A 25,230-nucleotide genomic window follows, 5' to 3' on the forward strand; every position below is an offset into this window, starting at 1 on the left:
TCCGTGGATGCCGCTGATCGAGCCACTGCGGCCCGTCGACCCAGCGCGACATTTAGGGCGGCTTCCAAGGTACAACGGACGTTCGTCGACTCGCATTGCGAGACTGGACTCGGCCTTTGCGGACATTGGCGTGCCGGCGCAAACGTGACCGCTCAGATATGGATACCGGTCGTTCAATGGGGCGCCCTTCGGGAACGACCGCTATAGGTGTTAGCGAATAGTCGCTACCGGCTTGGGAGCTATTCCATTCCTGCCATCGAGCGGAGGTTGTGAGTGGATGACAGGGTGTGCGGGCAGGCGAATGAGCCTTAACGAGAGTTGCTGTCAGCCACAGCCCGTCGCAGCGAACGCATGATCTACGATTGCGAATTCAACTTGTCGATGCAAGGTCTGAACGGGACCGCTGACTTTGTAGATACGCGTGCTTGTTGTCCGCTTGAACGTTACATTCGCTTGACAGGCAACTGCGGGTACTACGGCGATGAAATGACTCACCGCCTGTCCACCGTGGCCGAAAATTAGCACCTACCCTCCCATTGTGCGAGCTCAGGCACTACTCGCTCAGGTCGCTCATGAGCTTCTTCGATCCCTTTTGAGCGCCTCTCTTTGATCACTTTAGCTAGCGGCTCATCCTCAATATTGAAAGCCCCCAATAAGTTCGTCACCACATCGTACGTAGACCAATGTCTGGGTGGCGTCTCGTCTATGAGACGATGTAGACTCTCGACAATCAGGGACGAAAGATCCTTAGATATAGGTATGTCACGCCGGCTATCGTGCAGCGCTTCGCGAAGCTTATGCAGTCGCATCACAATGCCGATGTCTTCTTTGAAGTGAGAAAGGAACTCCTTATGATGCGACTCGGGGATCCAGCTTTTGTACTCGTACAGAGAGTCCAAGGCATTTGGGGCGATGTCAGCCATGCGCGCAATCCAATCGGACTTCACTTCATCGCTAACCGGCAACTCGAATAGCGCATCCCACACCTCAAGCATGAACTCACCTGAGGTTCGCCTTTTACGCTCCAACAGAAGACGTGCAACGCGCTCAGAGTAATCCGCCCCAAGCTCCGTAGCCACCTTCGCCAACACGGTCGGTTCCTCCGTGGTCGCCAGCCACTCCCAGCACGCCTCGAACATCGGATGCGTCGGCATGCAAGCAATCGCGCGCGCGATGGCGTTCCACGCCGAACGTCGTGCCCCTTGGGCACCTACGTAATAGATGACCGGATTGTAGCCTGTGAACACGTTCAGACATGCGTTCAACAACTGAGAAGGAATCCTCGCGATGACTTCATTAGGTGCTGAACTGATGTCTATCCCGCTGGGCAGCACAAGGCTCTGGATCTCTGCCGGTACTGTCGAACGCGTCAATGCCGCCGCCTGTAGCCACACGCTGTCCGACGAACCTACCGTCAGATGATTAAGCAATAAAGACCGCTCACGTTCTGACAACTGATTCCACGAGTCAACAAGATCAGAAACGATTCGGATTCGACAAGCCGTACCGGGAAGCGCGAGAAGTCGCTCGATTCTCTTATCTCGCTCCCCTGATTTGCTATCGACACCAAGTACAAGAATGTCTGAGACACCAAGTAAGTAGTCGCTCGGAACGCCGCCAGAGGCAAATTCCTCGACCAACTCAATCCAGCGGTCGATTATTTCCAGCAGACTGGACTGCGAAATGTTCTCAACAGCAGAGTCCATTACATCGTACAGACGCTCATCCCTGAAAGAGGCACCAAATGGAAGCTCTCTTAATACGACGGGCATAACCGCTTCGAATAACTCCCACGGGGTCGTTTCGCCACCGTACTCTTTACGAGCAATGACAACGAGCTGCTCGATGAGAACGACGGCAGAAACTGGCGACGCCGCCATAGTTTGCATAGACCTTGTCAGCATCCTACGTCGTTCTTCATTACACGATGGCCACGCCGCAATAACCCCTAGGTAGACGGCTTCCGCGACCGCTGGATGCTCCTCACTGAAGATGCGCTCGATGATTGCTGCATCGTCACTTCGAGGACGACTCAACCACGTTTTCGCCGCCAGCGACCGAATCAGTGAGACGTCGTAGCTGAGTAGTCGTGCCGCCATCTGCTCCGTCATGGCGTCCGGATGCTCTTCAAGGTACATAAGTGCCCCGGCAGCGACTTCATTCGAGATGACAACGGGTCGCTCGCTGTTAAGCAATGCAAGAGTTCCCTCGACATCTCGGTAAGCAATGCCTTGAGGGAATGGATCGACTTCCAAAGCCCCTGAAAACGTCGCTGCCGGTATTCGTGGCTGATCGTCTTCCCATTCAACATAGGAGAGCTCAGTTGAATTTACCTTTCGCACCCAACTCGAAATTCCCTCCTGCTGCTCGACCGGCAGGGCAGACAACCTTCTCACGAGGAACTGGAAGCAGAGATCTCGTACCACAGGAAAAATCGAGCGCAAACCTTTGATAGCAAGCGCTATGATCCCTTCTTGCCCCGCCTGTGTGCCAAGGTTCTGATAGATCCATACCAGGTTTGTCGCTGCAGCTCTGGCAGCGTCCGGAGAGATAGTGAATAGGGCTCGGCCAACTAACGATATGGCCGCCGCCGTCGACCTGTGGGTAGCGGCGTCCAACAGCGACTCGGCGCTGGCCCGATAAAAGGGATGACTGAACGTGTACCTTCGCCCTTTATCAGCCACTATTCGGCGCAGCTCAAGGTGCTCCAGAGAATCTATCGCTTCCTGGGATAGGATGGGGACAGGAACATAGCTCGGTGGAGGGCTCACCCTCACTGTATCCTCCCCGCCAAAGGTGAGCATGGTGCCTACAACGTCCGACTCACCAGGGCGATCAACACGCTCGCTGTCTAGGATGAATGCCAGCTCCGTCTCAGCCACGTGCAACTCTTGCGTCGAAGCGACCGCCAATGCGTTCAATAGCGGCGCCAGCTTCTCCTTCCGCAAAGCGCTCCCGAGGGACTTCGAGTCCTGGCGCGCGAAGCGGACGAGGTCGTTGATCTTTGCACCTCCCTCTAGTCGGCTGTAGTTGGCGGCCAAATGCACCAGACATCCTGGCTCGAGATCCATGTCCGCCGATGTGATCGCATCGACGACTTGATTCGTGAGATCCGCTGGCACCGAATACGCGGTAGCAGCATCTATCCAAACTGCAGTCAGAAATCCGGTGTCGCCAATCCCCATAGGTACCCACGATAGGCCGGCCGTAACAATCTTTTCTACCGACTCTAACCGCGCAACTTCCAATAGTCGATCCTGGGCCTGCGCGACGATGAGTCTTCGACCATTGGTGAGCTTAGGGATTAGCCGCTCGAGCAAATTAAGTTCGCGGTCTGCGTTCTCAGCGGCGTGAGCCCCACCGAGTGGGTCGTCGACCAACGCGACACGAGACCCGATGACCGGCTCTGTCAAGAAGCGCTCCGCTTCGCCCAAATTATCGCAGACCCGGACGCTATAGCCCTGCCTCTGCAGGGTGGCCGCAATGCTGCGCGCGCAGGAGCTCTTCCCTACGCGTGGAGCACCAGTAATCAAAATCGCATATTTGCGAGATAGCCCGTCCAGCAGCGCTGCTTCTTCGCGGCGCTGCACATACGACGCGCCAACCAACGGGTCCCCGGCCTTTCCAGAGGCGATGACCTTTGCAATTTCAGGAAGCAGATCGTTCTTGGATCGCTTCTCACGAAAGACGATGGATTCGATTTGGCTCAGGACATCCTCGACTTGATCCGGCACCACTTGATGCAGAGACTTTAACGCCTCTCTACTGCGCCTCAGAACCTCAGCGTCATCTAGCTGCTCTGAAATCAACACCCGTTGAAGCGCATTTTTCAATGCGTCCCGTGGTATGAGTGGAAGCTGCGTTCCAATGTGTGCGCGGCGACTCTTCGCTAGGTCTTTGTCCGTGGAAGAGGTCGCTTCGGCGTAGGCTTGGAGCGCAGCTCGAATCCCCGCTTCCGTTTCTCGCTTGACCTTTCCTGGGTCTAGCGAGGTGGTGTGAACCGACAGCGGAATGGTGTGAACCACAGTGGCATCGTCACACCGACCACTTGCGACAAATAGCACGCTTCGCTGCCCGTCGTTGACAAGCCTTTCAAGCAGTGAGTCATCAGCACGTCGGGCTGGGAAGTGGGCCAGCCAGTCTGCAAGGCTCTCCGCCTTGATATGCCCTTCCGCACCTTTGACTTGAATTTCAATAAAATGCGTCTCTCCACCCTTGCGCAAGGCAATCAGCGCATCTTCACCGTCTTGGGGTTCAACTTCCAATGACATATCCACATCGGTCGCTGCAAGTATCGAGAGCAGCACGCACACATGGTCTTGGAACTTATATTTTCTCGGTCCAGTTAGCTCAATTGACATACCTTTCACCTGGGGTGACGCCTCTTCTTGAGATCTATTGCGAAAATGTTTGGGTCCACCTAGGCGCGCCTTATCCAGCGGCACACCGGCACGCCACAGAAACGGCGTCGGACTAGTGGCTACCTCGTTCATACTCACGCTACGATATCAACAAAACGGATCGGTTTTCTCAATGCTGAGAAGGAAGTGGTCGAACTGTTCCTTGTCGTTGTCTCTGATCTTTTTCAGCACAAACTTTGCGACCGTCGCTATCTCCGCGCTATCGACCGGCTGGGTGCCACGATCGATGAACTCTCCGAGATGGGAAAATTCATTGGTAAGCCGTTGCACGAACGCTTCGGAATTTGTTCCGTCCGAAAAAAACATCTTGACGCGTTTGTCGTAATCGCTACGCTCACTGTTGAAGAACGGATACTTGAAGAAGAGGAAGGCCTCAAGGAATTTCCGGAGGTTGTTCCCAAAATTGTAGAAGCTGTGATAATGACGCGCAGCATTACCCTGATCCGAGCAGCAATAGATCTCGCCAAACAGAAAATTGAGCTCGGTCACATAATTGCGCAAGTAGTTGGGCATCAGGCCGATTGCACTCGATCGCTCCTTCCGGGTGAGAAGGAAATGCTCGTGATCTTTCGCTGGTTTGGTGAGTCTTTTCAGGTACTTCAGGAACTCTAGATTGTGTGTGGAGATGAACATCTGCTCGTACCGGTACTCGGGCTTGCCGTTGGCATCAAGCACTGGCTCTCCGTTTGTCAGTTCGATGGGTCGTGCGAGATAGTTTTCGATCAGACTGTAAATAAAGAAAATGTGGTTACTGTCGAGGCTTGAAATCGGATCGTCTATGTAAAGGATCAATTTCTTTCCCTTCGTCTCGACATCTTCCAGCCTAGCGAGGAAATAGCAGAATGCAACGAGACTGCATTCACCTTCGCTTAAGTTGTACGCAGAGGAATCTCCTCTCTTGATCTCGAAACGATAGGTGGCGCTGTCGGTTTCTTCAACCGCTGATAGGCGCAGTCCGCCGTGACCAAGAAAGTGTCCGAGATACTGGTTCACTTTTTCGGCACCGCGCCTTTCATCGCGAAGCTGCGTCTTCAGTTCCTTGATCCGGTCGGTGCGTTTATTCCCTTCAGCCAAAATCTCGTCAAGCACCTCCTTGGCCGTGGTTACCAATGTTCCGAGTTTCTTAATCTTTTCATCTTCGCCGGCCAGGTCAATGTCGAGGATGAATTGGGAAACTTCGCTGAGACGCACATCATCGCGCGCAGCTTTCTGTTTCTCCGCGAGCGACGCCGTCGTTTCGTTGCTCTTGCTGATCAGCTCATTGATCGAAGCCATGATATCGTGCATCGTCTCGCTGTTGTTCGAGATCGAAACCGCAGCACGCTCTGAGAAGATGTCCTTCTTACGGACCCCCAGCTCACATTCCAGCGTAGCGAGGCTTGCCTCGTAAATCTGATGTGCTGCTTCAAGACTGCTTTTCAGCACATCGAGTTTAGGCTGAAAGCTCGAATACAGTCCGCTCCGCTCCACGGTTGCGAAATTCCTGATGTTATCTTTTTCCCGTACGATTTTTTGAAGGAGAGAATCGATCTCTTTTTCGAGCGCAAGCGAGTCTTTGTTGAAGTGGTTGCCGAGTTTTTCCCACAGGTCTGCGGGCAATGGGTTGCCGCAGAATCCGCATGTAGTACGCCGTTCCCGATGAAGTCCCACACCGGACCTAACCCAAGTCTGCAGGAGGGCGTCGTTCAGCAGGTCCTGTATTGGCGCGCTGGGCTTGATCTTTTTCGTTAGAAGATCGTTCGCGGTCCTCGCAAGTGCCGACAGCGCAGGGTCGAACGACAGGCGCTTCCTGATGTCGGGCAGAGCCGTTTCTCCGAGAAGACTGACCTTGGCGCTGCGCTCGCTTTCATCGAGCGGCGAAATGCCGCCGTCCCGGATCACCTGGATGTCCGCTTTCAATTTCCGAACATCGTAGTTGACGTCCTTGTAGAGCGGATTGTGCTTGACGCCGGTAGGCTTTTTGTTTGCCTTGTCAATGAGTTTGCTCTCGAGTTCTTCCCGAGCTTTCGTCACCTGCTTCTGCTTCTCAGCGTACTCCTTTTTCTTTTCCTGATAGTTGTATCGCAGGCCAATCTGTTTCTCGACACTCCCAAGCTCGGCTTCCAGGCGCTCGATTTCGGACTCGATCTCCTTGTTCTCCTGGCCTAGGACCGCGAACGGGGATATGTGCCCCTGCTCGTCACGGAGGAAGGCCAGATGTTCGTCGACAAAGTCCTTGTTGTAGACGCGAACGTCGTGGTTTTGGAGCGAGACGGTTCCGCTGGTCACGGTTCCAGTCGACAAGGTTATCGTGAAAGACGGCTCAGCGTACCGGGGCGAAACGGATCCGGTTTCAAGTGCCCGCACTATTCTTGACAGGGTGGTCTTGCCTGAATAGTTGCGGCCATAAATAATGTTCATTTTCTTGAACCTGGCGATGTTATTGCTAGGATCGCGAACCTCAGCGTTCCACGTGAAATCGGAAAAGCATCCGAAATGGTTGACGTCAATTTTCTCGATCATGCCGACTCTTGGTCTCTTTTTTCCGTTTTTGTCCGGCTACGCCGGGTTTCCCCGGCCTGGAGGGGATGCAACAGCCTATTATGCCGCGTAAACTCCGGCGATTGGACACAGTGTAGAGGGTGTGCCGGATGGACGACCACAAGCACAATTGGCGGTGAAAACCGGTAGTTTTGCCGATGGTCAGCGTGGTCTACCTTTTAGCTCCTCCGACGAACGAAGTAAGAAACAAGCTGACCGTGTGAGTTGGCTGAGGGGAAACGGGGCGCGGCCGCTTGGCTCCTCCACCGTCGGCCATCCACCGGTTGAATCCGCCCGGTGGAGCTGCCGTCTGAATTTCCTCGCAACGCGTCGGGCGAAGGTCGCCTTCTGGCCGACAGTTCTCTCTGCGTTCCCCGCTATTCCGCGAAGAGCTTTTTGTGTTGGTGTCTTTTCTCCCGACGCTGATCTCTCGACGTAGCGCGAACGAAAAAGCTGTCCTATGCTCGACAATGCAGCGCGCGCATCACTGGGAAAGCCCGGCCGGCATCGACCGTGCCGCTAACTTCTGCCTCCCTCTAGACCCATGTTTGCGCTGCCTCCACTTCTTCCATCGACGCGGGCTCCTGTCCAGTCTCTCCCACGCGGCCTCGCATGCGTGGCGTTGTTCGCCACCGGCGCGCTGGTGGCGCTGTCCACATGGTACCCGGGGCACTGGCAGGTGCTCCTGCTGCTCCTGCCGGCCGTATGGTCACGCGTGCGTGGACGTACCTCGGCACTCGCGATCTGGACCGGCTATTACCTAGCTGGCGCAAGGGATATTCCCCTCGTGAGCATGCGCTTCTTTTCCGGCTATGGAGGTCTGACGCGCCCCGAAGCGCTGATGCTCGGCTTCTTGTTCTGGATCGCGCAGGCGTGCGTGCTGGCAACACCGTGGGCCGTGCTCAAACCTGAGTCGGACGCGAGCGCCGCACGCCACGCCTTGTGCGCCGCCGTCGCGACGGTGCTCGTGACCGTACCACCACTTGGGATCATTGGGTGGTTATCGCCGGCATATGTCGCCAGCACCCTGTTTCCCGGTTGGAAGGCGCCAGGCCTGGTGCTCGGCATAACCGCCACTGCGTGCGCAGCCTCCGTCTCACGCGGTCGCTTCGCCCGACATGTTGCAATGCTGCTGGTGATCCTATCCCTTCTCGCGCGCAGTATGGCGAGCGCGCCAGTTGTACCGTCCCGGTGGACAGCACTCGACACACGCCTTGGCCGGTTCGATCAGTCCAGCTACGCGTCGCTCTATGCCCGGACGCAACAGGTCCAGACGATCGCACAGCGTGCGTTCAGCGAAGGCGGCACCGTTGCGGTCCTTCCCGAGGAAATCGTGGGGCTGTGGCGCCCGGCGATGGGCTACTGGTGGCGTGACGATATCAAGGTGTTCGCCGCGGCCAGGCGAACATTGATCGTCGGCATGGACCTGGCCGCGTCCGGTACGCCGCTCCGGTATACCGACAGCGCTGTCGTCGTTGGCGCGGACCACGGCCGCCTGGATAGTCGCCAGCCGGTGCCGGCGGCACTGTGGCGCCCCGGTGCGGCCATCAGCGCGATCCGCGGAAGTCTCAGCCAGCCGTACGTCATGGTCGCAGGCAAGAGCGTGGCCTTCTCGATCTGCTACGAAGACCTGTTGTGGTGGCCGCACTGGCGCATCCTGCTGCATTCGCCCGATGTGCTCGTCAGCCTGTCCAACAGCTGGTTCGATTCCGACCTCGCGCTCGCACAGATCCAGCGCCAAGGCGTCGCCGCAATCGCCCGACTGTCCGGTGTGCCATTGCTGCGTGCGGTGAACCGGTAGCCGCCGTTGGTCTGGGCAGGCGTGGGATAATTCGCCACGTTCCCGCTCCCGCTGTCCTGATGCAGCAATGCCGAAAGCAGACCGAAGACGAAAGCGCCCCGTTTGCCCGTCGATCGGTGCGCTGATGCGCTACCGGAACAGGATGGTGCGCGTGGTTGCCGAGGCGAGCGGCCAACGCGCCGTTATCGAGTCCATCCTTGAAGACGGACGCCCGTTGAGAAGCGTAGTGAAGTGGCATAACCTTGTGAGTCCTGGCGACCAGCTCTTTTGAGTCCGACCCATGCAACTTGATATTTTTGACGACAGCCGTGATGTGATGCTGCGCAACGATGTCCTGTCGGCATTGCAACTCCACGATGCCTCCGGTGCCCGCCGTGCGCTACAGATCCTCGGGCATGAATATCCGGACGATGCGGCGCTCGTGGCGCTTGACACGCTCGTGACCGCCCTCCAAGCACGTTGCAGCCTACCCTTCGCGAACCATGACGCCGCGCTTGACGCGCGAGAGACGCTACTGACCCACATCCGGCCCTTGGCGAACCAGCTGATGGGCGAACGGGCCGCCATCGCCTGGCTTGCGCCGTTCTGGAACGAACTCGCGCAACGCGCCGCGGGTCTGGCGTTCCGTGCGGCCCAGCCCAATGCACACGGCGCCGCGCTCTACCTGGATGCGGGCGGCTGGAAAGCCGCCGAAGACGCCGTCACGCACATCGAATCGTGGCGGCGCATTCCCGCACCGCTGATGTGGATGGCCGAATGCCGATACCGGCTCGATGGTCTTGAGGCCGCCTGGCCGCTTCTGGCCGAACTCGCATGGCTTGCACCCGTCCGTTTCGATGGCCTGCTCCGCCATCTTGAGAACAGTTTGCTGGATACGCTGCGCAAGGCATTCGATGCGTCCTTTGAAGGAAGCGGCGATGTCGCCGACCTCGCGTGGTTTCCCGCCTGGGTACTGATCCAGAAAACCAGCCTCGCACCACTGCTGAAGCAGGCGCAACCGTGCCGTGATACCGAGCCCGAACGTGCGGCTAGACTGGTGCTTCGGCTGCTCGCGCTCGAACGCGAGGGCCGTCACCACGAATTGATCGAAAGCCGCCGCGATCTGCGTGATCTGCATGATGCGCTCTACCGGCACTACATGAAAACGCGCTGAATGCTGAAAACCGGGATGTCACACACGAGCTCACATCGATGGACCTTTGCCGCCCGTTTCCGGCGTAACGCCTTCGGCTGGAAATCAGCGCTGCCGATCCAGCGGCTGAAGGAAGCGGTCGTCGAGATCCGGCAGGTGGCGCGCTCCGATGTCATCCTTGCCGCCGAAGGCGCGGTGCTCCTGCTCGAAAAACTGTCTCCGGCACTGGAACAGGTCGACAGTTCGTCCGGCGCGATGGGCACCGCAGTCAATCGGACCATCGATGCACTGGCTCCCCTGATTGCCGCAGCAAAAGTTGATTCCACAATCAGACAGGCATGGCTGGAACGTCTCTTTGAGGCGTTGCAGGAAGACCAGATGCCGTATATCGAACGCCTCGCCGATGTGTGGGGAGAGCTTGCTGTGACGCCGAGTATGGCATCCGCATGGGCGGACAGGCTGCTGCCCATCACGGCGCATGTAATCGGCCCCGACGGCCAGGGTGGATTTTTTGTCGGCACTACCGCGTGCATGAGTGCGCTTTACGTCGCGCACCGATTCGACGAACTGCTCGCACTGGTCAACTCTGCGCGCATGACATGGTGGGGGTACCGGCAATGGGGTGCAAAGGCGCTCGTGGCACTCGGCCGCCCCGAAGAGGCGCTGCGTTACGCCGAGCAGTCGCGTAACGCCCATGCACCGGAAAGCGCGATCGCCGTCGCCTGCGAGACGATCCTGCTCACCTGCGGCATGATGGACGACGCCTACCAGCGGTATGCGATCGCGGCCAACCGATCTGGGACGTATCTCGCGACCTTCCGTGCGATCGCGAGGAAGTATCCCGGGCGATCGCAGGCAGCAATCCTGCAGGACCTGATCGAAAGCGAGCCGGGCTCGGAAGGCAAATGGTTTGCGTCCGCGAAGGACGCGGGGCTCTTCGATCTCGCGACGTCGCTCATCCAGACCAGCCCGACCGATCCGCGCACCCTGATTCGGGCAGCACCGGAGTTCGTGCAGCGGCAGCCGACGTTCGCGATCACCTGCGGCATGGCCGCACTGCGCTGGATCGACGCCGACGCCGGATACGAGATCACGGCGGCAGATGTGCTCGATGCCTATGCGACGCTCGCCGATGCGGTCTGCGTGAACGGCACTTCCCGCGATGCACTCAACGCGCGACTTCTCGAACAGTTCGGGCCGGGTGCAGCCTCCGCATTCGTCGGCAACGTGCTCGCGCCGCATATCCGATAGCAGGACCCGGCGAAGCAACCGCCGTCCAGGTAACCTCGGTATGGGATAACGCTCCTACCGCCCGCCGCCGTTGACCGCGTCTTTGAACCCCTTGCCTGCGGTGAACTTCACCGTTTTCGCAGCAGCGATGCTGATCTCCTCACCGGTCGCCGGATTGCGGCCCTTGCGCGCCGCACGCTTGCCCTGACTGAACGAGCCAAATCCGATTAGTTGCACGGTGTCACCCTTGACCACCGCCTCCGTGATCGCGCCGATAAAAGCATCAAGGGCGTCGCCCGCGATGGCCTTGCTCGAGCCCGTTGCTGACGCGACGGCATCAATCAGTTCCTGCTTGTTCATGGATTTTCCTTCTGTCAATGCAAAAATTAAGACGGCACGATATGGCGTGGTCGGCTACGCGGACGGCCGCAAAGCAAACCAATCCGCGTGCCCTACCCCGAAGACAGTCGACCGCATAAGCCCTCTCTTGCCCTCTCTCGCCAATTCGACGGACTCGATATGGTAAGCCAATAGCCACAGCGTCGCATATGGACGGTCACTGCCACCTGCCTCAACGCGGCAATCTCCAGAGCCAAAGACATCGATCCAGCGATGACGCTAGCACCCTCATCGTCCTGTCTCGCGGTCGGCGCGGTCGTCAACCACCAGGCAGGTGCGCTCGAGTAAGTCGCCATGGGGGTGACGGATCTCGACCGTGACCGGCGCAAGGCAACCCGCGCTGCAGCGGCCCTCGCGCGAGACCTGGACGATCCATTTGTGAAACCGCGCAACGTACGGCCCGTGGCGCGCGAGCGCTACGCCCTCATACACCAGCGCCCGCAACATCCGCAGTTCCTCAACGTCCGGCATGGCCGGCGAACTGACGTCGATCATTTCCGCGTCCTCCGCCATATTCCAGCGTAGAAGTCATGCACGGCGAAAGGTGCGCGCGCGCATGACATCGACGAAGGTGCAAGCTATTCGGCCGTGGCTCGCGCCGCCCGACGCGAACGCCGGCCTGCAGGCTGGCCAGAAGTAGCCGCATCGGAGTCTGCGTGATCCGGCGGCGTTCCTGGTTCCTCGCCCGACGTGGACTCTTCCGCTTCGCCATCGGCTGGACCGGCTGGCTCACCGGCGCCTTCGTCCTGTACCGGGACATCGGACCCGCGCATCTGGCGCGGGCGGTACACCACCTGATCGATGCGTACGAGGTTCAGGGCAATGGATTCGGCGTCGATATGGGCGCCCGCGTCGGCCTCGTTCTCGCGATTGATCCACGCACTCACGTAGAAGTCGCCGCGCACGACGACGCTCGCGCCCGTGCGGATGTGCTGCATCACGCGCTCGGTCAGGCGCTCGTTCCACACCGTCACGTCGACGGGGAAGGTCCGACCTTCGCGCTGTTCCAGCGTGCCGTCCTCAAGCCGCCGGTAACTGGCGGACATAACCCGCAGCTCGACGATGCGCCGCGCACCGCTGGCGGTGTTGACCTGCTTCATCGTCGGCGACACCAGCACGTTGCCGACCAGTTCTGCGTAGATGCCCATTGCGGACTCCGTTCATCAAGGATTGCCCCTGTGATACGAACGCGCTGTCCATTGCCTGCTTTTTTGAATGGCTGCTCTGCGTCAGCCTGATGACTCCGCCGGTCGCAACGCGACGGGACCACGCACCTGTCTCAGGTGCCGTCGATCCTTCGAACCTTGACGGTGCCGTGTTCCAGGTACATCGTGATCTGGCTCGCCGCATAGCGGAAAACCGACTCCAGTGCGTTGAGCTCCTTCGCGCGCGCGTCGCACTGCTGCAGGTACGCGCGCAGCGGCGCCGGAATGCGATTGAAACATTGCTTCGCGCGCGGCCAGGCGATAGCATGCGGCTCACCGCGGACGAACCAGTCGAGACGATGGCGCGTCGCGCCGCTCGCCAGTGCAATGCGCACGCAGCGCAGCGACACGTCGAGCCCGGTGGTCGTGCTCTCCAGGGCCAGCGTCTGCATTTCCGTCACAGTGTCCTCGAGCCAGTGCTCGTACGAGCGCAGCAGCACGCGCATCCCGGCATCGCCCGCGATCCGTGATACAGGTAGCGCCATCGCTGGCTCAGGGCTGCCGGCTCCCTTACCCTTAAAGGCCTTTGAACGTCGATCCAGATCCGAAAGTCGGTCAGTCATTGCCGCAGTCCTCGCATCATTGCACCAGGGTGTCTGTTGCAGCTTGCGCGAGCGCGTCGTTCCCGGACAGCGGCACACTGTCGAGCAGACGCAGTTCCGCATCCGACAGGCGGCTCACGCGCCGCCGGCTGTGACGTGGCTCACGCGCGCCTGTAAAGACGTCCCGCGGCAAGACACCGAGCAGCGCGCGCGCCGCTTCAACGCGTTGGCGTGCGGCAGCATCCGCATTCCGCAGGAAGTCGATGCGCGAAAGCGGCAGCAGTTCGGCGCGCGTGAGCACGCGCTGGCAGTGCACCGCGAAATGAAACACGGACAGGCACCGGTGCCTGGCTGAGCCGATGCGCCGGAAGCCCTCTGTCGAGGACATCAGGTCGCGCAACACCGCGGAACGCACGAGGCGCACCAGCCAGTCCAGCTCGACGAGCAGCATCACGATCATGTAGCCGTACGGTGAGCGAAAACCGAGCGACACCTGAGCGGGTTCGCGCGATTGCAGCACCGAATACTCGAGGCCTTTTTCACGCGCGGCATCCAGCAACTGACGGGCATGCTGCTGCTCGAGCTCGTTCGCGCGCCGGATGCCGGAGATGCGATCCGCGATCTCGATGAGCTTCCAGTCCGCGTACGGATTGTCGTTGCCCGACAGCGACCACAACGCGCGCAGCGACGCAGCCACGCGGCGGCCGCCCGCCATCGCATGTCCCGGCACCCCTGGCGCAACAGCCCGGCCAAGAAACAGCCGCATCGCGTCGCGCGTGTGCAGCCGCATGCGGTCCGCACCGTCGCTACCGAGCTGACCAATGCGGCTGATCTCCTGGGCCTCGTGGGGGCGTACCAGTGGATCGCTGCCCTGTCGCAGCGTGTGAGTTTCGCGCATGCGATTCAGCGCTTCCTCGCGTTCGAGAAGCACTTGGTAGCGGCCGAACAGCGGATCGGCAGGGTCGGGATCACCGTCGGCAATCAGGTGTGCAAGGACGGCGCGTTCAGTATTAACGTCATAACCGTCGGCAAACGGGGACGACGTGGAGTGCGCGAAGGCGTCAACAGACGGATCAGTGGTGTGAGACGAAGAGGGGGACGGTGTGTCCATAAGAGACTCCCAAACAGCTATTCATTGAACGGTGAGGGAAACGCCAGCGCTGTTACCCCGGGTAACAGCAGGCGGCCCCGCACAGTTGCGTGTTAACTGCGGTGACAGCGCGCGCGGTGGGAAAACACGGGCCGGTACGCGCATGTGCTTCGCAAACGCGATGGATCCGGTCACGCATGGGCGTCCGCCTGACTGGCCGCCCCGCAGGCCGAATGACGCGCAGGCCGATGTGCGATCCGTTCGCGCAGTGCATCGCGAATGGCCGCGAGATTCCGGCGGGCCGTCTCAGGCGTTGACGCGCCCGGCTCCATCGCATCGCCTGGAAGCACCGACCCAGCGTTCGTGCCCTCCCCGCCGGTCGCCCGCCTGCGTGCCGCGCGCTCGAGGTGCGCCCTGGTGGGGACGAACTCGCCGCCGATGTAGCGGCGCACGAGCCCTGCGATGTACGCCACGGGCAATTGCACCGGCTGGCGCCGGTGGCCTGCCGCCATCTCGTCGAGCAACATCTGGCGGTCGGTCGCAGGAACCCGTGCGAGGTGCGAGGCGATGAGTGCGCGATCGTCGACCGGCAGCATGGTGGGCCAAACGAGCACGCTGGTGTCGTCTGCCGCAGGCAATGGCAAGATCGGCGAAGCAGAATCGGCGCGAGGATCGATTCCCACCACAACCGCGTTTGCCCTGTTGCCGGTCGAGATCGCTGGGCCAGCGGTCGTTGTAGTCCTGTATGTAATCCTTCCGTATACGCGCGCGTCTGGAATGCCCGTTTCCCGCCATCGGTAATGGATCAAACCCGCCAACTGCAGCGGCACTGCAGGCGGATCCACATACAGCCGGAGACTTCCGGTTGGCGACTTCGGGCGCTCCACCGCCCAGGCACGCACGTGTGGCGCATGAACTTCAATGGCGGAAGGCCGGGTGTTACCCGGGGTAACAGCCGGTAGCGTCGCTGCGGCCGCTCGCGCGTCTTCTTCATGCAGACTCTGCGCGAGCAGGCGCTTGCGCGTCGCGAGCCGCTCGCGCATATCGCCGCGCGACACCAGGCGTTCAAGCTGGCGCTTCAGTTCGCCCGCATTGACCTGGGTGAAAATACGCCGGCCCGTGCACTGGCGCATGAACTCGCGAATCAGCCCCTGGCGCACAAGCCGCGCTCTCGCGTTATCGAGCTGACGCCGGTTAAGTCCCAGCGTGCGTTGCCACTCTCCCGCCGTGTGCGTGAACCAGGTACATTGCCGGTCGGCCTCGCGGCGCTGCAACTGCACCATGCGCGAGAGCAGCAGCGCGGCATTCACGTTGCCGACGAGATCAACAAAAACGCGTCGGTACGCGACAGTCGGCCCCAGCAACGCGTCACCCGCGAACGGGTCCGCCCGCATCGCTTCGATCGATGCCGGGAGCTGCACGGCCATTGAACAGGTCGCGCGAACGGCGGCCGATATGGCTTCCACCTCCAGCCGGTAATGCATGCGCGCAGGCTGGCCACCACGCCATTCCGCCAGCAGGTTCAGGTCCCGCATGCGCCGCCGTGCATTTTCCTGCTCTTCACGCGACAGGCCTGTCTCGATCAGCCAGTGTTCGCGGGTCTTGTGGACCCAGCCGCCGTTGACCTCCACATCGCGTCCGCGTCGCGTCCAGTACACGAGCTGCGAGAGCAGCAGCGCCTGCTTCGGATGTCCGGTGATGCGGGCCATGCGCGTTCCGAAAGCGATGGGACGGTACGGCCTGAGCAGGGCCCACATCGTTTCGAACTCGGTGATATAGGGATGGCAACCGGGCATCATGAGTGGACCTCCTCCGGCTGGTTGATCTGTTGCAGTTGATCGGGACGTACGGGGGGCCAGACAATATGCGCGGTGCGCTCCTCCGCGTTGCGCTGAAGCAGCGCGAGCACAGCCGGCCAGAGGATACGGAACTCATCCGCCAGCAGCGTCTTGCGCCGACGATGCGCGATCAGGCCTTTCGACCGGAGCAGTCGCCGCGCGGCGCGCTGCTGCGACCCAGTGAGCGCCAGTCTGCGCGCGAACTCGTCGACCGCGACCTGAAGCCAGTCATGGTGACGTCCCGTCTCGCTCTCAACCGTCGACAGTTCCGTGAGCATGGCGGCCGCGGCGAGGTCGCCACAGATCTCGACGAAACAGCGGTCTATCGCGATCGGCACATCGAGCATCGAGAGCACCATTTCGGCTTCGGCAGGCGGCAGTCCGGGTGAATCATCCCAGGTCTTGCCGGGCAGCAGGTTGCCCTGCGGATCAAGTCGCATGTCATACATGGTCAGACTCCTGATGGGAAGAAGGTGGGGCAACGTCTCCGGTGTCCGCGTCGAGCGCCGCGAAAAGCGTCGCGAGCGACCATTGCCCGTCGCATTGCTCATGCAGCACCAGATAGCGTTCGCGCAGGTCGCCGATGTCTTTCAGACTGGCCCACGCATCGAACAGCAGATCCATTCCGGAGCGCGACAGCGCGCGCGGTTTGGTCGGCGCGGCGACATTGAGTTCGGTGCGCAGCCGTGCAATCGTTGCGCGCGTGGCGGTGCGGAAAAACGTTCGGATCATCGGAATACTGGCCTGCCGCTCCACAAAGGCGCGCAACAGGTCCTGATCGCGCCACTGCCGTTCGATCAGTTCGCAGCGGCGCTGCAACGCACCGCCATCCACAAAGACACGCAATGCACCAGAGGTCAGCAGACCGCGCACGAGCGGCGGCGAACGGGCATCACTAAGCACACGCCTGATCGCGCCCGGTAGCCGATCTGTCAGCGATGTCTGACGCGGCGACACTGTTCCACATGAAACTTCGTTATCCTCATGTCCTGCGATGACGTACCGATCTGTCATGCAAGCACACGCAATCAGCTCGAGTAGCACGAAGTGCTCGAGCGCTTCGCTCTCCAGCCGCAGGAAGACGCTGCCCATCACGCCCCTCCTCGCTGAAGCCGCTCGTCCGCACCGGGTTCGGGCCACCGCGTCGGTGCAAAGCGGTCGGGGTACGCCGCCCGGAATGCGCGCGCCACGCGAATGACCTCGTCCCACCATTGACCGATCGGGTGATCCGGATTGAGCATCACGTCGAACATCACGTCCATGCGGTCGGCGAGCAACGGCTCGCCGACGCTCGCGTCACAGGTGCGGTTCCACGTCTCGTCATCGCGGGCCATCTGTGCGAAGAGACTCCCGGAGGGAACGCGTGCGATACCCGTTGCGGTGTTTTGCCGTGACAGGCTCACGAGCCACCACCAGCCGAGATACCGGTTGAGCATCTCCTCGTCACGCTGCGCGCCGACGCCAGGCGACAACCCAGGCGCGACACCGGGCGAGAAGCGCGGTCTGTCCGGCGGCGGGGGCTCGACCATGAATCCGTAGGGCAATGCGGGTGCATCGCGTACGCAGCCATCGAGACCGCAGGTTCGTGCGAAAGTCAGCACCGTTTCCCGGAAAAGCTCACCCTGGTTTGAAGAAGACGCAGCATGCAGCGCGCTGTCCCGGTGAACGTCGTCAGCCGCCACCGTGGATGGGTTATCCGGTGCACGTCGCGGACCATCCGTCGACACGACTGACTCGCCACGCCGTTGCCCGACACCGGTCGGGCGTGGCACGGTTCCATCCGCGGCCGGCGTGGCGCGAGGCTGCTCGCCGGCATCTGGTCCGGACGAGGCTGAAGGATCCGGTGTGGCCGCTGCACGATTCGCGTCGAGATCGGATGCGATCGATGAAAATTCACGTCGCTCACCCGGCATGCCACCGACTTCACGTAACTCATCACCGGCAGCGTTCGGTGTGCGCTCCAGCAGATGACACATCCGGTCCATGGCGTCGCGCGGCACGCCGAGCTCGCCTGCCAGCCGTTGTCTCAATCCGTCGACCAGCTGCGCAGCATCAAATGGCGCAGGCTGCGCCAGCGTGCCGCCCGCATCCGGGTTGTCCGGATTGCAGCGGGCGGCGATGCCGGTCAGTTGCGGGTCGATCACCCGCTCCTGCAACCACTGATCGTCGAAGCCGAGGCGTCTCGTGAGCCGCAGCAGCATGCCGATGCCCGGCTGGATCACATCGACAAGCGCGCGCCGGCTCAGATACGCCGTGGCGGGTCCGAGGGCGGAGAGACGGTCGAGCGCGAACTGGAAGAGCGAGAGCAGCACATGGCTCACCGGTGCCCCTTCCTGTTCAAGCAGCCGGGAGAACTCACGTAACGACAGTATCTCGCTACGTTCGGCTTCGAGATCGGCCTTGAGCGCAAGATAGCCATACGCCTTGTCCCAGAAGCAGAGGTCGGCGCGCTGGTCATTCTCGCGCAGGTGCGCCGCCAGCAGCTTCGCCTCACCGGGATACGGCACGTAGATAAAGTCGTAGTAAAGGAAGCGTTCGTCGCGGGTTTCGTCGAGAAGAGCCGTCGCTGCTGTCACGCGCGAATTGCCGCCCTTCGCCACCACGTAACGCGTCTCGCCTGGACGGCGGGTCACCGTCACGATCTGCTCGATGCCGTTCGCCCGGATCGACTCCTTGAGTTCGACGATGCGCTCGTGCGACGCGCGCCGCGGATTGCGCTCATAGACCATCACATCCGTGATCTTCAGCCGGATCACCGACGTGAGCTGCGGTTCGGGCGTCTGAGCGCCCGGCGGGGGCACATCCAGGCGCTGGGCAGCGAGCGCTTCGCGCGCCTCACTGAGCGGCTTGTCCGACACGTTCATGCGACCGCCCCCCGCCGGACGCCGCCGGTTCCGGTGTCGCCCGTCGAACATGGCGGCGCACCGGCATAAACGTTCGCAAGCGACGGAAACAGCTCCCATGCGAGACGGTGCATGACGTTCCACGCGGAATTCCCGAACCGCCGGCGACGGTCGAAGTCGTGTACCGGGACGCGTGCGCTCGCCGCTGCCGCGTACGCGGCGGCTGACGGGATCACGGTGTCGAGCACCCTGACCTTCGCGTGTCCGATGAACCGCTGACGCAGCACGGCCGCGAGCGCGCGCGCGTTGGTGGTGCGCTCGTGCGCGTTGATCAGCGCAAACAGGTCGCCCGAACGGAACGATGCGCCGAAATCGGCCAGCCGGTTCAGCTCGTCGAGCATCGCGATCGTGCCCGTGGTGAACTCGCCGGCGCTCAGCGCATCCGGCTTGACGGGCGACACCATCACGTCTGCCGCCATCGCCGCCGACTTCTGCAGTTCGCCGACCGCGCCTTGTGTGTCGATCAGCACGACGTCATAAGGGTTGACGAGCGGACTGCGCATTGCCCGGCGTAGGATCATCAGGCGATCCTCACGGCGATTGAGCCACGCCTGCAGTGCAGCATCGGGCGTATCGGAATAGACCAGATCGAGATTGGAGAAAATCGTGCGACTGATACAGTCGGCCGACGGATTGCTGCCCGAAGTCACGACTGCTGTCAGACCTTGCGATGAACGGTAATGGACGGGAAAGAACTTGCTTAGACTCGGCTGGACATCTGCATCGATCGCGAGAACCTTCAGGCCGAAGGCTGCGAGCAGGCCGCCAAGATTGGCGGCGACGGTCGTCTTACCGACGCCGCCTTTGGTGGAGACGAAGGAGATAACTACCGGCACGGTGGGAGATCCAGTACAGCGTCATCGCTTGAGTGAAAATTCAGTTAGTGAAAAAGAATATGGTCGCTACGTCGGATCGTGAGACTGCCCGTATGAATCGCGATTGCCGTCCTCGGTGGCGTCTCCGGCGGCCTCGTTTCCACCGGAGTGCGTCAGTTGCGAGGCGATCCACTTTTCATACTCGACCGCGGGGAACAGACGACGACGCCCCACACGGATTGACGGCGGCATCGGCAGCCCAAGCGTCAGGCGGTTGCGTGCTGTCGCCGGCGCGATATGCAGCTCGCGCGCGATCTCTTCCAGCGTGTAGAAGCGCCTGCTCGTCACTTTCCCTCCACGGCACCTCGACGCACCACCCGTCCAGCGAGAGCTCATTTCGTTCGGGTACGTCCAGGATTGTCTATTACTCGAATGTACCTATAATCAAGGCACAGGATCACTCTAGGAATGCCAGACAGACATGTCAAGCACCACTGATCACGAAGACTCTCATCAGCGGGTCGCGCAGGTGCGCGAGCATCTCGGCCTGTCGCAAGACAAGATGGCCCGGCAGCTCGGGCTGTCTCTGCGCGCCTATGCCAATTACGAGCGCGGGGACCGTGCGATCCCGATCGAACTGCTGCGTGGGCTATACGAGCGGTTTTCAGTCGATCCCGTCTGGCTGATGTCAGGCGACGGCAACATGATTCTCGACCGGGATGTGGGGTACCGGCTCGACCAGAAGACGCTCGACGGCGTGCTGGTCTCCGTCGAACGGATCGAACAGCGTCTTGAGGCACCACTCGATGCGAAGAAAAAGGCGCGACTCATTGGCCTGCTCTACGAGCAGTGCCAGTTGCTGGGCGAGAGTGCCGAGCAGATCCTGAAGGATTCACGCATCAGTCGCCTGACACGATGATTGCGCCCAGGTCAGCAGCGGGAACAATTCTGCAATGGCGCCCGTCAACATCGGGCGAACATTAATCTTCCGACGTAACGCCTTTTAGCGCATGCGTGAAAACGCCTGCGATATCGCCATCGGTCGGGAGAATGGAATGGGACGCCGGGAAGAAATCAGCAAGGAGCTCGATCAACTGGCAAGCGAGATCGAGAAGGATGCCCTGCTTGCGCGTGGCGAGCACGCCGCAAAAATCCCGTCGGCGCCCGACATACATATCCGTCTCGAACTCGTCATTGCACAGCAGGTACCCATCGGGTTGCAGATCCGCCTCTCGACGGAACCGGTCGATGACGGCGGACCATCATAGCCGCGTACGTTCCGTTCCTGGCTCCGGCCAGCACGCTGATTCGTGAAAATCCTGCGGCCCCTTGATCAATTCTCCGCGCGGGATACGGCATCATCCCGTGATGGTGCCTTGATTCGCGAAGTCCACACGACGGAATCCTGTTGACACCATTACAGCGGTTGCCAGTAACACCGCCTACGACCATCGTCACCGGGAAGCACCGCGTCACCGCGGATTCCATACGAGGCACGTGACGACGCAGCACGCAAATTGACGCTACAACGTCACCCGACCGCCTGTCTGTTCAGTTCTCCTTCAAAGCTCACTGCGTCATATCGCGTGAGGTTACGCAGTTTTGCCAGGCATTAACCCGCGCCCAATACTCCGGAAACGTAACGCACACGTGTCTGCCCGATCACACCCGCGCCGTTCATTTCCTTGCCGCTGGAAACAGCCGGCAAGGACGGAGACCCATCGCGCATGCTGCTGCCGAAAACGCAACTGCATGAATATTTGCGCAACGCGCGATCGACCGCCCGCTCCTTTCGTAAGATCAAAACTCAGTTGTGTTTTCGCCCGTCCGCCTGCCGCGCACTTCGCATCCGCTGCGGGCGACGTGATTGTCTTCCTTGCGAAGTGACCCATGCGAGGTATCCATGACTAGTCGCGCCGTGATCCAGGACCAGGACCTGATCCGCTCCGCGTTTCCAGATTGGAACATGATTCACCGTGCCGTGACATCGCCCGACGTAATCCATGTCGTCGTCGATCTCGTATTCGACTGGCTGAGCATCACCGCCGCCATGCTGATCCTGCATCGCCTTGGATGGTGGTCGTCGCCCGCGATCGTTGCATGGGTGGGTAACCGGCAGCGTGCGCTCGGCAACCTGCTGCACGATGCGGCGCACCGCAATCTTGCCCGCTCATGTCGTCTCAATGATGTTCTCGCGCACCTCTTCATCGCACCGGCGCTCTTCAACAGTCTTGCGCTCTATCGTGAGCTCCACGCCCGCCATCATGCGTGGCTGGGCGACCCGGCGCGCGATCCTGACTACATCGCCGTTCGTCCGAATCCCGGCGACCGCTGGTGGCAGCCGTTTTTCAAGGTTCTGCTCGCGCCGGCGGCCTGGTTGAGCTCGACGTTCGGACACCTGCATCTGTCGAGGCTCAGCTGGATGCAGCGCTTCGGCATGGCCGGATGGTGGGCCGCCGTACTGGGTGCCGTGACGCTTGTATACGGCGTTCATGCGGCGGCCCTTTTCTTCGGCATATGGATGCTGGCGAGAGCCACCGTCTTTCACGCGATCACGACGTTTCGTGAGCTGTGCGACCACTTTGGTCTGGAGCCAGGCGGGATCTTCAGCTACACGCGCGACGTTTCTTCCAGCTGCCTATGGCGGGGGATCATTCATCCGCACAAAAACGGCTACCACCTCACGCATCACCTGATGCCGTCGATTCCCTATCACCGCCTCGCACACGCACAGCGCGAGTTGCTGGCATTGCCTGCCTTCGCCGGCGCGGCCAGAGTCTGCCACGCGTATTTTCGCGGCCCTGATGCACTCGTGCGTGAATGGGAAGATCATGGAGGCGAAAATGTTGCAGCGTAATCTCGGGGCGGTCCACGTGGCTGCGCTGCTTGTCTCGGCAAGCTACGGTGTGGCATTCCTGCTCGGTTCCGGCGAAATCGCACTCCATGCCGGTATGGCGGGCAGCCTGTATGCGATCGTCACCGCGCTGGGCATGCTCGCGCTCGCGCTGGCCGCACCAACGCTCTGGCGGGGACGCGAACTCATCTGGGACGTGTTGGGCGAGCGCTATGGTACCGTCGTGCGCAAGCTCGTCGCGCTCCTCTCGCTCGTCTGGATGTCCGGCGTGCTGGCCGCCCAGATCCATGGCGGTATCGCCGTGCTTGTCGCGACGGGACTGCCGGCAACCCATGCACTGGCGGTGATCGTCGCGGCGCTGCTGGTCATGTCCTCCATCGAACTCGGCTTGGCCGCAACGCTCTTCGCGTGCTGCCTGCTGGCCATGAACCTTGCGCTTCTGCATGCGCTTGTCGCATCGCACGGCCTGACCGTGTACCTCCATGCGTGGCCGTGCTTCATTGGGGAGATACGCACTGCGCCAAGAGCCGACACCCTGGTCACCATTGCAGCGGTCGGCTTTCTGGTCATCACGGGATCGGACTATCAACAGTTTGTCGTCTCAGCGCGCCGACCACGAGATGCGTGGCTCGGCTGCGTACTTGCGAGCCTCTTCCTCATGGTGACCGGGTTTCTCCCGGCCGCAACAGTCGTCGCAGCGCTTCATGCCGGCAAGCTGTCCGGCCTGACGGACACCGCGAGCGCGATCCCGTGGATCATGCTGCAAACGGGTCGGGCGATGGGATCTGTTTGCATCGGCGTCATCCTGCTTGCTGCTCTCGGATCAGGGACCGCGATCGCGCGCGCGATGTCATCGGCACTTGAGGGGCTGCATGCCGGAGACGGTCGCTACGGCTACGCATCGCGCCTGCTGATCATCGCCATTGGCTGCGCAATCGCGACGGATGGTCAGGCGATTGTGTCGACCATCGTTTCACTGAACATGGTCTATGTTGCGGCCGTCGGGTTGCTGTTCCTCTTCCACGAGAGTGGTCGACAGATCCCCCCGCGCTGTGCATCAGCGATGTTGCTGTCTGGCGCCATCGTTTCCCTGCTCGTTTCGGCAATGAACTGGACCGGTATCGGCAATCTGCCCGGCTGGCTCCCGCTTCCGGCGGGGCTGCTCGCCTCCACCTGTGTGCCGGTCGCATGGCAGTTCGCGCCGTTACTCGGGCGCGCGCGGTCATAGAATCGCCTGGCGACCCGAACGCGCCCCGATCGTGCTCCTGCGCGTTAGCCATGTAGCGACCAACCGGCACCATCAAACGGTCGTCAAGCCAGCACGGCGAGGCCCACAACGTCGCCGGTGATCGCAACTTTCACAGTGACGCGATCACCGCCTGGATCACGCGAGTCGCAGGCGGCGCCGCGACCACCATGTTCTTGTGTACTGCCTCCGTGAAAAAGAGTCGACGGCAAGCATCGCGTCGGCGCGTCGCAATGCTCCGTCAACTCGCGCGCGCTTCCCCCGGGACCGGCTGCACCAGGCTCCGCCGCGCCGCTGCCATGACCAGTTCACTGATCGTCGCGAGCGGCTCGGGCTCCTGCTCCCAGTGATGCCAGTAAAGATCGATCATCAGGTCGTGCCCGGGGGCGAGCGCCACCAGTCTGCCGCCACTGATCAGCGGCCCGGCCTGCATGGCGGGGACCAGCCCGTAACCGAGCTCGTCCAGGATCGCATTGAGCAAGGCCGCCGGCGAAGGAAAATAGTGTCGGGGGTACCGGCCGACCGTCACACCGAAATGCAACCCGAAAAACACATCGTGCAGGGCGTCCTTGCGGTCAAACAGGATGGCGGTGGCCGCGAGCACGCCCGGCAAGGTCAGACCACCGGCGAAATGTTCGCGGGCGAATCCGGGTGTGGCGACACACTGATAGCGCATCTGTCCGACCGGTTCCGCCACGAAACGGTCGACAACCGGTTCCGGTTGCGTGGACAGGAAGCCCTTGACGTCGCCGCGCGCCAGCGCCTCCAGCGTATGGTCCTGATCGTCCACGACGATCTCAAGCGCCACATGGTGTTGCGCCAGCTCACGCGTGACCGGCTCAAACCAGGTGGCAAGCGAATCGGCGTTGACGGCAAGGGCAAGCGCTGTTGTCGCCGCCCTCCCCGGCGTGACACGCCGCAGCAGGTCATCCTCCTGCAGCCGGACCGTCATGAAATGACGAAACACGTCTTCGCCCGCTTTCGTCGGCATCACCGTCGGTTCGCGGATCAGGAGCAACGCCCCGATCGACTGTTCGAGCCGCTTCACGCGGCGCGTCACTGCAGCGGAGGAGATATTCAGCGCGACCGCCGCCTGCGTGAAGCTGCGATGTTCGACCACCGCAGCAAACGTCTCCAGCTCCATCATGTTCAACATCGCGCCCACTTTCACCCTCACTCCTCGGTAACGGTTCCCAGCACCAGCGCCAACGTACATAATGTCGCTTCATTGGTA

21 protein-coding genes are annotated in these 25,230 nt (G+C 61.1%); 7 read left to right on the top strand and 14 right to left on the bottom strand.

All coding sequences use genetic code 11. The features are described 5' to 3' along the window. Positions 1-518: 518 nt before the first annotated feature. Together B0G80_RS06045 and B0G80_RS06050 are read right to left on the bottom strand one after the other, a co-directional pair. Entirely contained in the window at positions 519-4,361 is a 3,843-nt protein-coding gene (locus B0G80_RS06045) for a hypothetical protein (RefSeq protein ID WP_116117371.1), read from the bottom strand. 147 nt (positions 4,362-4,508) lie between these two features. After that, positions 4,509-6,923 carry an AAA family ATPase gene (locus tag B0G80_RS06050; RefSeq protein ID WP_116117372.1) on the bottom strand — a complete coding sequence of 805 codons (2,415 nt, stop codon included), beginning with the start codon at positions 6,921-6,923 and terminating at the stop codon, positions 4,509-4,511. Positions 6,924-7,557: 634 nt separating this feature from the next. Here B0G80_RS06050 and B0G80_RS06055 point away from each other — a divergent pair. The 3 genes from B0G80_RS06055 to B0G80_RS06065 all read left to right on the top strand — a co-directional run bounded on the left by B0G80_RS06055 (position 7,558) and on the right by B0G80_RS06065 (position 11,125). Further along, the gene (locus B0G80_RS06055; RefSeq protein WP_258878826.1) at positions 7,558-8,742 is read left to right on the top strand and encodes a conjugal transfer protein TraB; all 1,185 of its coding nucleotides are present in this window, start codon (positions 7,558-7,560) and stop codon (positions 8,740-8,742) included. A gap of 280 nt (positions 8,743-9,022) precedes the next feature. Beyond that, positions 9,023-9,895, top strand: a complete 873-nt coding sequence (locus B0G80_RS06060) for a hypothetical protein (RefSeq protein ID WP_116117374.1) — start codon at positions 9,023-9,025, stop codon at positions 9,893-9,895. Continuing rightward, complete coding sequence (locus B0G80_RS06065; protein ID WP_116117375.1) at positions 9,896-11,125, top strand: hypothetical protein; 1,230 nt, start codon at positions 9,896-9,898, stop codon at positions 11,123-11,125. A gap of 54 nt (positions 11,126-11,179) precedes the next feature. Here B0G80_RS06065 and B0G80_RS06070 read toward each other — a convergent pair whose 3' ends face one another. The 11 genes from B0G80_RS06070 to B0G80_RS06120 all read right to left on the bottom strand — a co-directional run bounded on the left by B0G80_RS06070 (position 11,180) and on the right by B0G80_RS06120 (position 20,244). Next, positions 11,180-11,482 (bottom strand): HU family DNA-binding protein, encoded by a 303-nt coding sequence (locus tag B0G80_RS06070; RefSeq protein ID WP_258878827.1) that lies wholly within the window; start codon positions 11,480-11,482, stop codon positions 11,180-11,182. 249 nt (positions 11,483-11,731) lie between these two features. Continuing rightward, the gene (locus tag B0G80_RS06075) at positions 11,732-11,998 is read right to left on the bottom strand and encodes a hypothetical protein (protein WP_244201167.1); all 267 of its coding nucleotides are present in this window, start codon (positions 11,996-11,998) and stop codon (positions 11,732-11,734) included. An 83-nt stretch (positions 11,999-12,081) separates the two neighbouring features. Further along, on the bottom strand, positions 12,082-12,651 hold the full coding sequence (locus B0G80_RS06080; protein WP_102630931.1) for a single-stranded DNA-binding protein: 570 nt from the start codon (positions 12,649-12,651) through the stop codon (positions 12,082-12,084). Between the two features lie 131 nt (positions 12,652-12,782). Next, positions 12,783-13,154, bottom strand: coding sequence for a hypothetical protein (locus B0G80_RS06085; protein WP_258878828.1), 372 nt, complete (start codon positions 13,152-13,154; stop codon positions 12,783-12,785). A gap of 133 nt (positions 13,155-13,287) precedes the next feature. Further along, the gene (locus B0G80_RS06090) at positions 13,288-14,361 is read right to left on the bottom strand and encodes a PFL_4669 family integrating conjugative element protein (protein ID WP_116117378.1); all 1,074 of its coding nucleotides are present in this window, start codon (positions 14,359-14,361) and stop codon (positions 13,288-13,290) included. 170 nt (positions 14,362-14,531) lie between these two features. Further along, entirely contained in the window at positions 14,532-15,971 is a 1,440-nt protein-coding gene (locus tag B0G80_RS06095; RefSeq protein ID WP_258878829.1) for a hypothetical protein, read from the bottom strand. Positions 15,972-16,135: 164 nt separating this feature from the next. Further along, complete coding sequence (locus B0G80_RS06100) at positions 16,136-16,627, bottom strand: hypothetical protein (protein ID WP_116117380.1); 492 nt, start codon at positions 16,625-16,627, stop codon at positions 16,136-16,138. Then, positions 16,620-17,270 carry a hypothetical protein gene (locus B0G80_RS06105; RefSeq protein ID WP_116117381.1) on the bottom strand — a complete coding sequence of 217 codons (651 nt, stop codon included), beginning with the start codon at positions 17,268-17,270 and terminating at the stop codon, positions 16,620-16,622. Before B0G80_RS06105 ends, B0G80_RS06100 begins: the two co-directional genes overlap by 8 nt. After that, a complete protein-coding gene (locus tag B0G80_RS06110) occupies positions 17,270-19,042 on the bottom strand; it encodes a ParB N-terminal domain-containing protein (RefSeq protein WP_116117382.1) in 1,773 nt (590 codons plus the stop codon). The genes B0G80_RS06105 and B0G80_RS06110 overlap by 1 nt, the downstream gene beginning before the upstream one ends. Next, a complete protein-coding gene (locus tag B0G80_RS06115) occupies positions 19,039-19,917 on the bottom strand; it encodes a ParA family protein (protein ID WP_116117383.1) in 879 nt (292 codons plus the stop codon). The genes B0G80_RS06110 and B0G80_RS06115 overlap by 4 nt, the downstream gene beginning before the upstream one ends. A gap of 66 nt (positions 19,918-19,983) precedes the next feature. Beyond that, positions 19,984-20,244, bottom strand: coding sequence for a helix-turn-helix domain-containing protein (locus B0G80_RS06120; RefSeq protein ID WP_116117384.1), 261 nt, complete (start codon positions 20,242-20,244; stop codon positions 19,984-19,986). A gap of 133 nt (positions 20,245-20,377) precedes the next feature. Between B0G80_RS06120 and B0G80_RS06125 the strand changes: the two genes are divergently transcribed. The 4 genes from B0G80_RS06125 to B0G80_RS06140 all read left to right on the top strand — a co-directional run bounded on the left by B0G80_RS06125 (position 20,378) and on the right by B0G80_RS06140 (position 23,978). Next, entirely contained in the window at positions 20,378-20,815 is a 438-nt protein-coding gene (locus B0G80_RS06125; RefSeq protein ID WP_116117385.1) for a helix-turn-helix domain-containing protein, read from the top strand. Positions 20,816-20,906: 91 nt separating this feature from the next. Continuing rightward, a complete protein-coding gene (locus tag B0G80_RS06130; protein WP_258878830.1) occupies positions 20,907-21,164 on the top strand; it encodes a hypothetical protein in 258 nt (85 codons plus the stop codon). Positions 21,165-21,799: 635 nt separating this feature from the next. Then, positions 21,800-22,753 carry a fatty acid desaturase gene (locus B0G80_RS06135; protein WP_116117387.1) on the top strand — a complete coding sequence of 318 codons (954 nt, stop codon included), beginning with the start codon at positions 21,800-21,802 and terminating at the stop codon, positions 22,751-22,753. Then, positions 22,740-23,978, top strand: a complete 1,239-nt coding sequence (locus B0G80_RS06140; RefSeq protein WP_116117388.1) for a sodium:solute symporter — start codon at positions 22,740-22,742, stop codon at positions 23,976-23,978. Before B0G80_RS06135 ends, B0G80_RS06140 begins: the two co-directional genes overlap by 14 nt. A gap of 259 nt (positions 23,979-24,237) precedes the next feature. Here B0G80_RS06140 and B0G80_RS06145 read toward each other — a convergent pair whose 3' ends face one another. Then, positions 24,238-25,152: an HTH-type transcriptional regulator ArgP gene (locus B0G80_RS06145; protein WP_116119539.1), complete on the bottom strand. Its 915-nt coding sequence runs from the start codon at positions 25,150-25,152 to the stop codon at positions 24,238-24,240. Positions 25,153-25,230: the final 78 nt, after the last annotated feature.

The organism is Paraburkholderia sp. BL6669N2 (assembly GCF_003387275.1).
Lineage (GTDB): Bacteria > Pseudomonadota > Gammaproteobacteria > Burkholderiales > Burkholderiaceae > Paraburkholderia.

What these genes read in the sequence shown, in the direction of transcription:
- B0G80_RS06140 (WP_116117388.1), top strand. Translation starts at nt 22,740, where the DNA reads ATGTTGCAGCGTAATCTCGGGGCGGTCCACGTGGCTGCGCTGCTTGTC.
- B0G80_RS06105 (WP_116117381.1), bottom strand. Translation starts at nt 17,270, where the DNA reads ATGGGCAGCGTCTTCCTGCGGCTGGAGAGCGAAGCGCTCGAGCACTTC.
- B0G80_RS06110 (WP_116117382.1), bottom strand. Translation starts at nt 19,042, where the DNA reads ATGAACGTGTCGGACAAGCCGCTCAGTGAGGCGCGCGAAGCGCTCGCT.
- B0G80_RS06130 (WP_258878830.1), top strand. Translation starts at nt 20,907, where the DNA reads ATGCGTGAAAACGCCTGCGATATCGCCATCGGTCGGGAGAATGGAATG.
- B0G80_RS06135 (WP_116117387.1), top strand. Translation starts at nt 21,800, where the DNA reads ATGACTAGTCGCGCCGTGATCCAGGACCAGGACCTGATCCGCTCCGCG.
- B0G80_RS06145 (WP_116119539.1), bottom strand. Translation starts at nt 25,152, where the DNA reads ATGTTGAACATGATGGAGCTGGAGACGTTTGCTGCGGTGGTCGAACAT.
- B0G80_RS06060 (WP_116117374.1), top strand. Translation starts at nt 9,023, where the DNA reads ATGCAACTTGATATTTTTGACGACAGCCGTGATGTGATGCTGCGCAAC.
- B0G80_RS06080 (WP_102630931.1), bottom strand. Translation starts at nt 12,651, where the DNA reads ATGGGCATCTACGCAGAACTGGTCGGCAACGTGCTGGTGTCGCCGACG.
- B0G80_RS06090 (WP_116117378.1), bottom strand. Translation starts at nt 14,361, where the DNA reads ATGGACACACCGTCCCCCTCTTCGTCTCACACCACTGATCCGTCTGTT.
- B0G80_RS06085 (WP_258878828.1), bottom strand. Translation starts at nt 13,154, where the DNA reads ATGCGCGTGCTGCTGCGCTCGTACGAGCACTGGCTCGAGGACACTGTG.
- B0G80_RS06050 (WP_116117372.1), bottom strand. Translation starts at nt 6,923, where the DNA reads ATGATCGAGAAAATTGACGTCAACCATTTCGGATGCTTTTCCGATTTC.
- B0G80_RS06100 (WP_116117380.1), bottom strand. Translation starts at nt 16,627, where the DNA reads ATGTATGACATGCGACTTGATCCGCAGGGCAACCTGCTGCCCGGCAAG.
- B0G80_RS06075 (WP_244201167.1), bottom strand. Translation starts at nt 11,998, where the DNA reads ATGATCGACGTCAGTTCGCCGGCCATGCCGGACGTTGAGGAACTGCGG.
- B0G80_RS06045 (WP_116117371.1), bottom strand. Translation starts at nt 4,361, where the DNA reads ATGTCAATTGAGCTAACTGGACCGAGAAAATATAAGTTCCAAGACCAT.
- B0G80_RS06125 (WP_116117385.1), top strand. Translation starts at nt 20,378, where the DNA reads ATGTCAAGCACCACTGATCACGAAGACTCTCATCAGCGGGTCGCGCAG.
- B0G80_RS06065 (WP_116117375.1), top strand. Translation starts at nt 9,896, where the DNA reads ATGCTGAAAACCGGGATGTCACACACGAGCTCACATCGATGGACCTTT.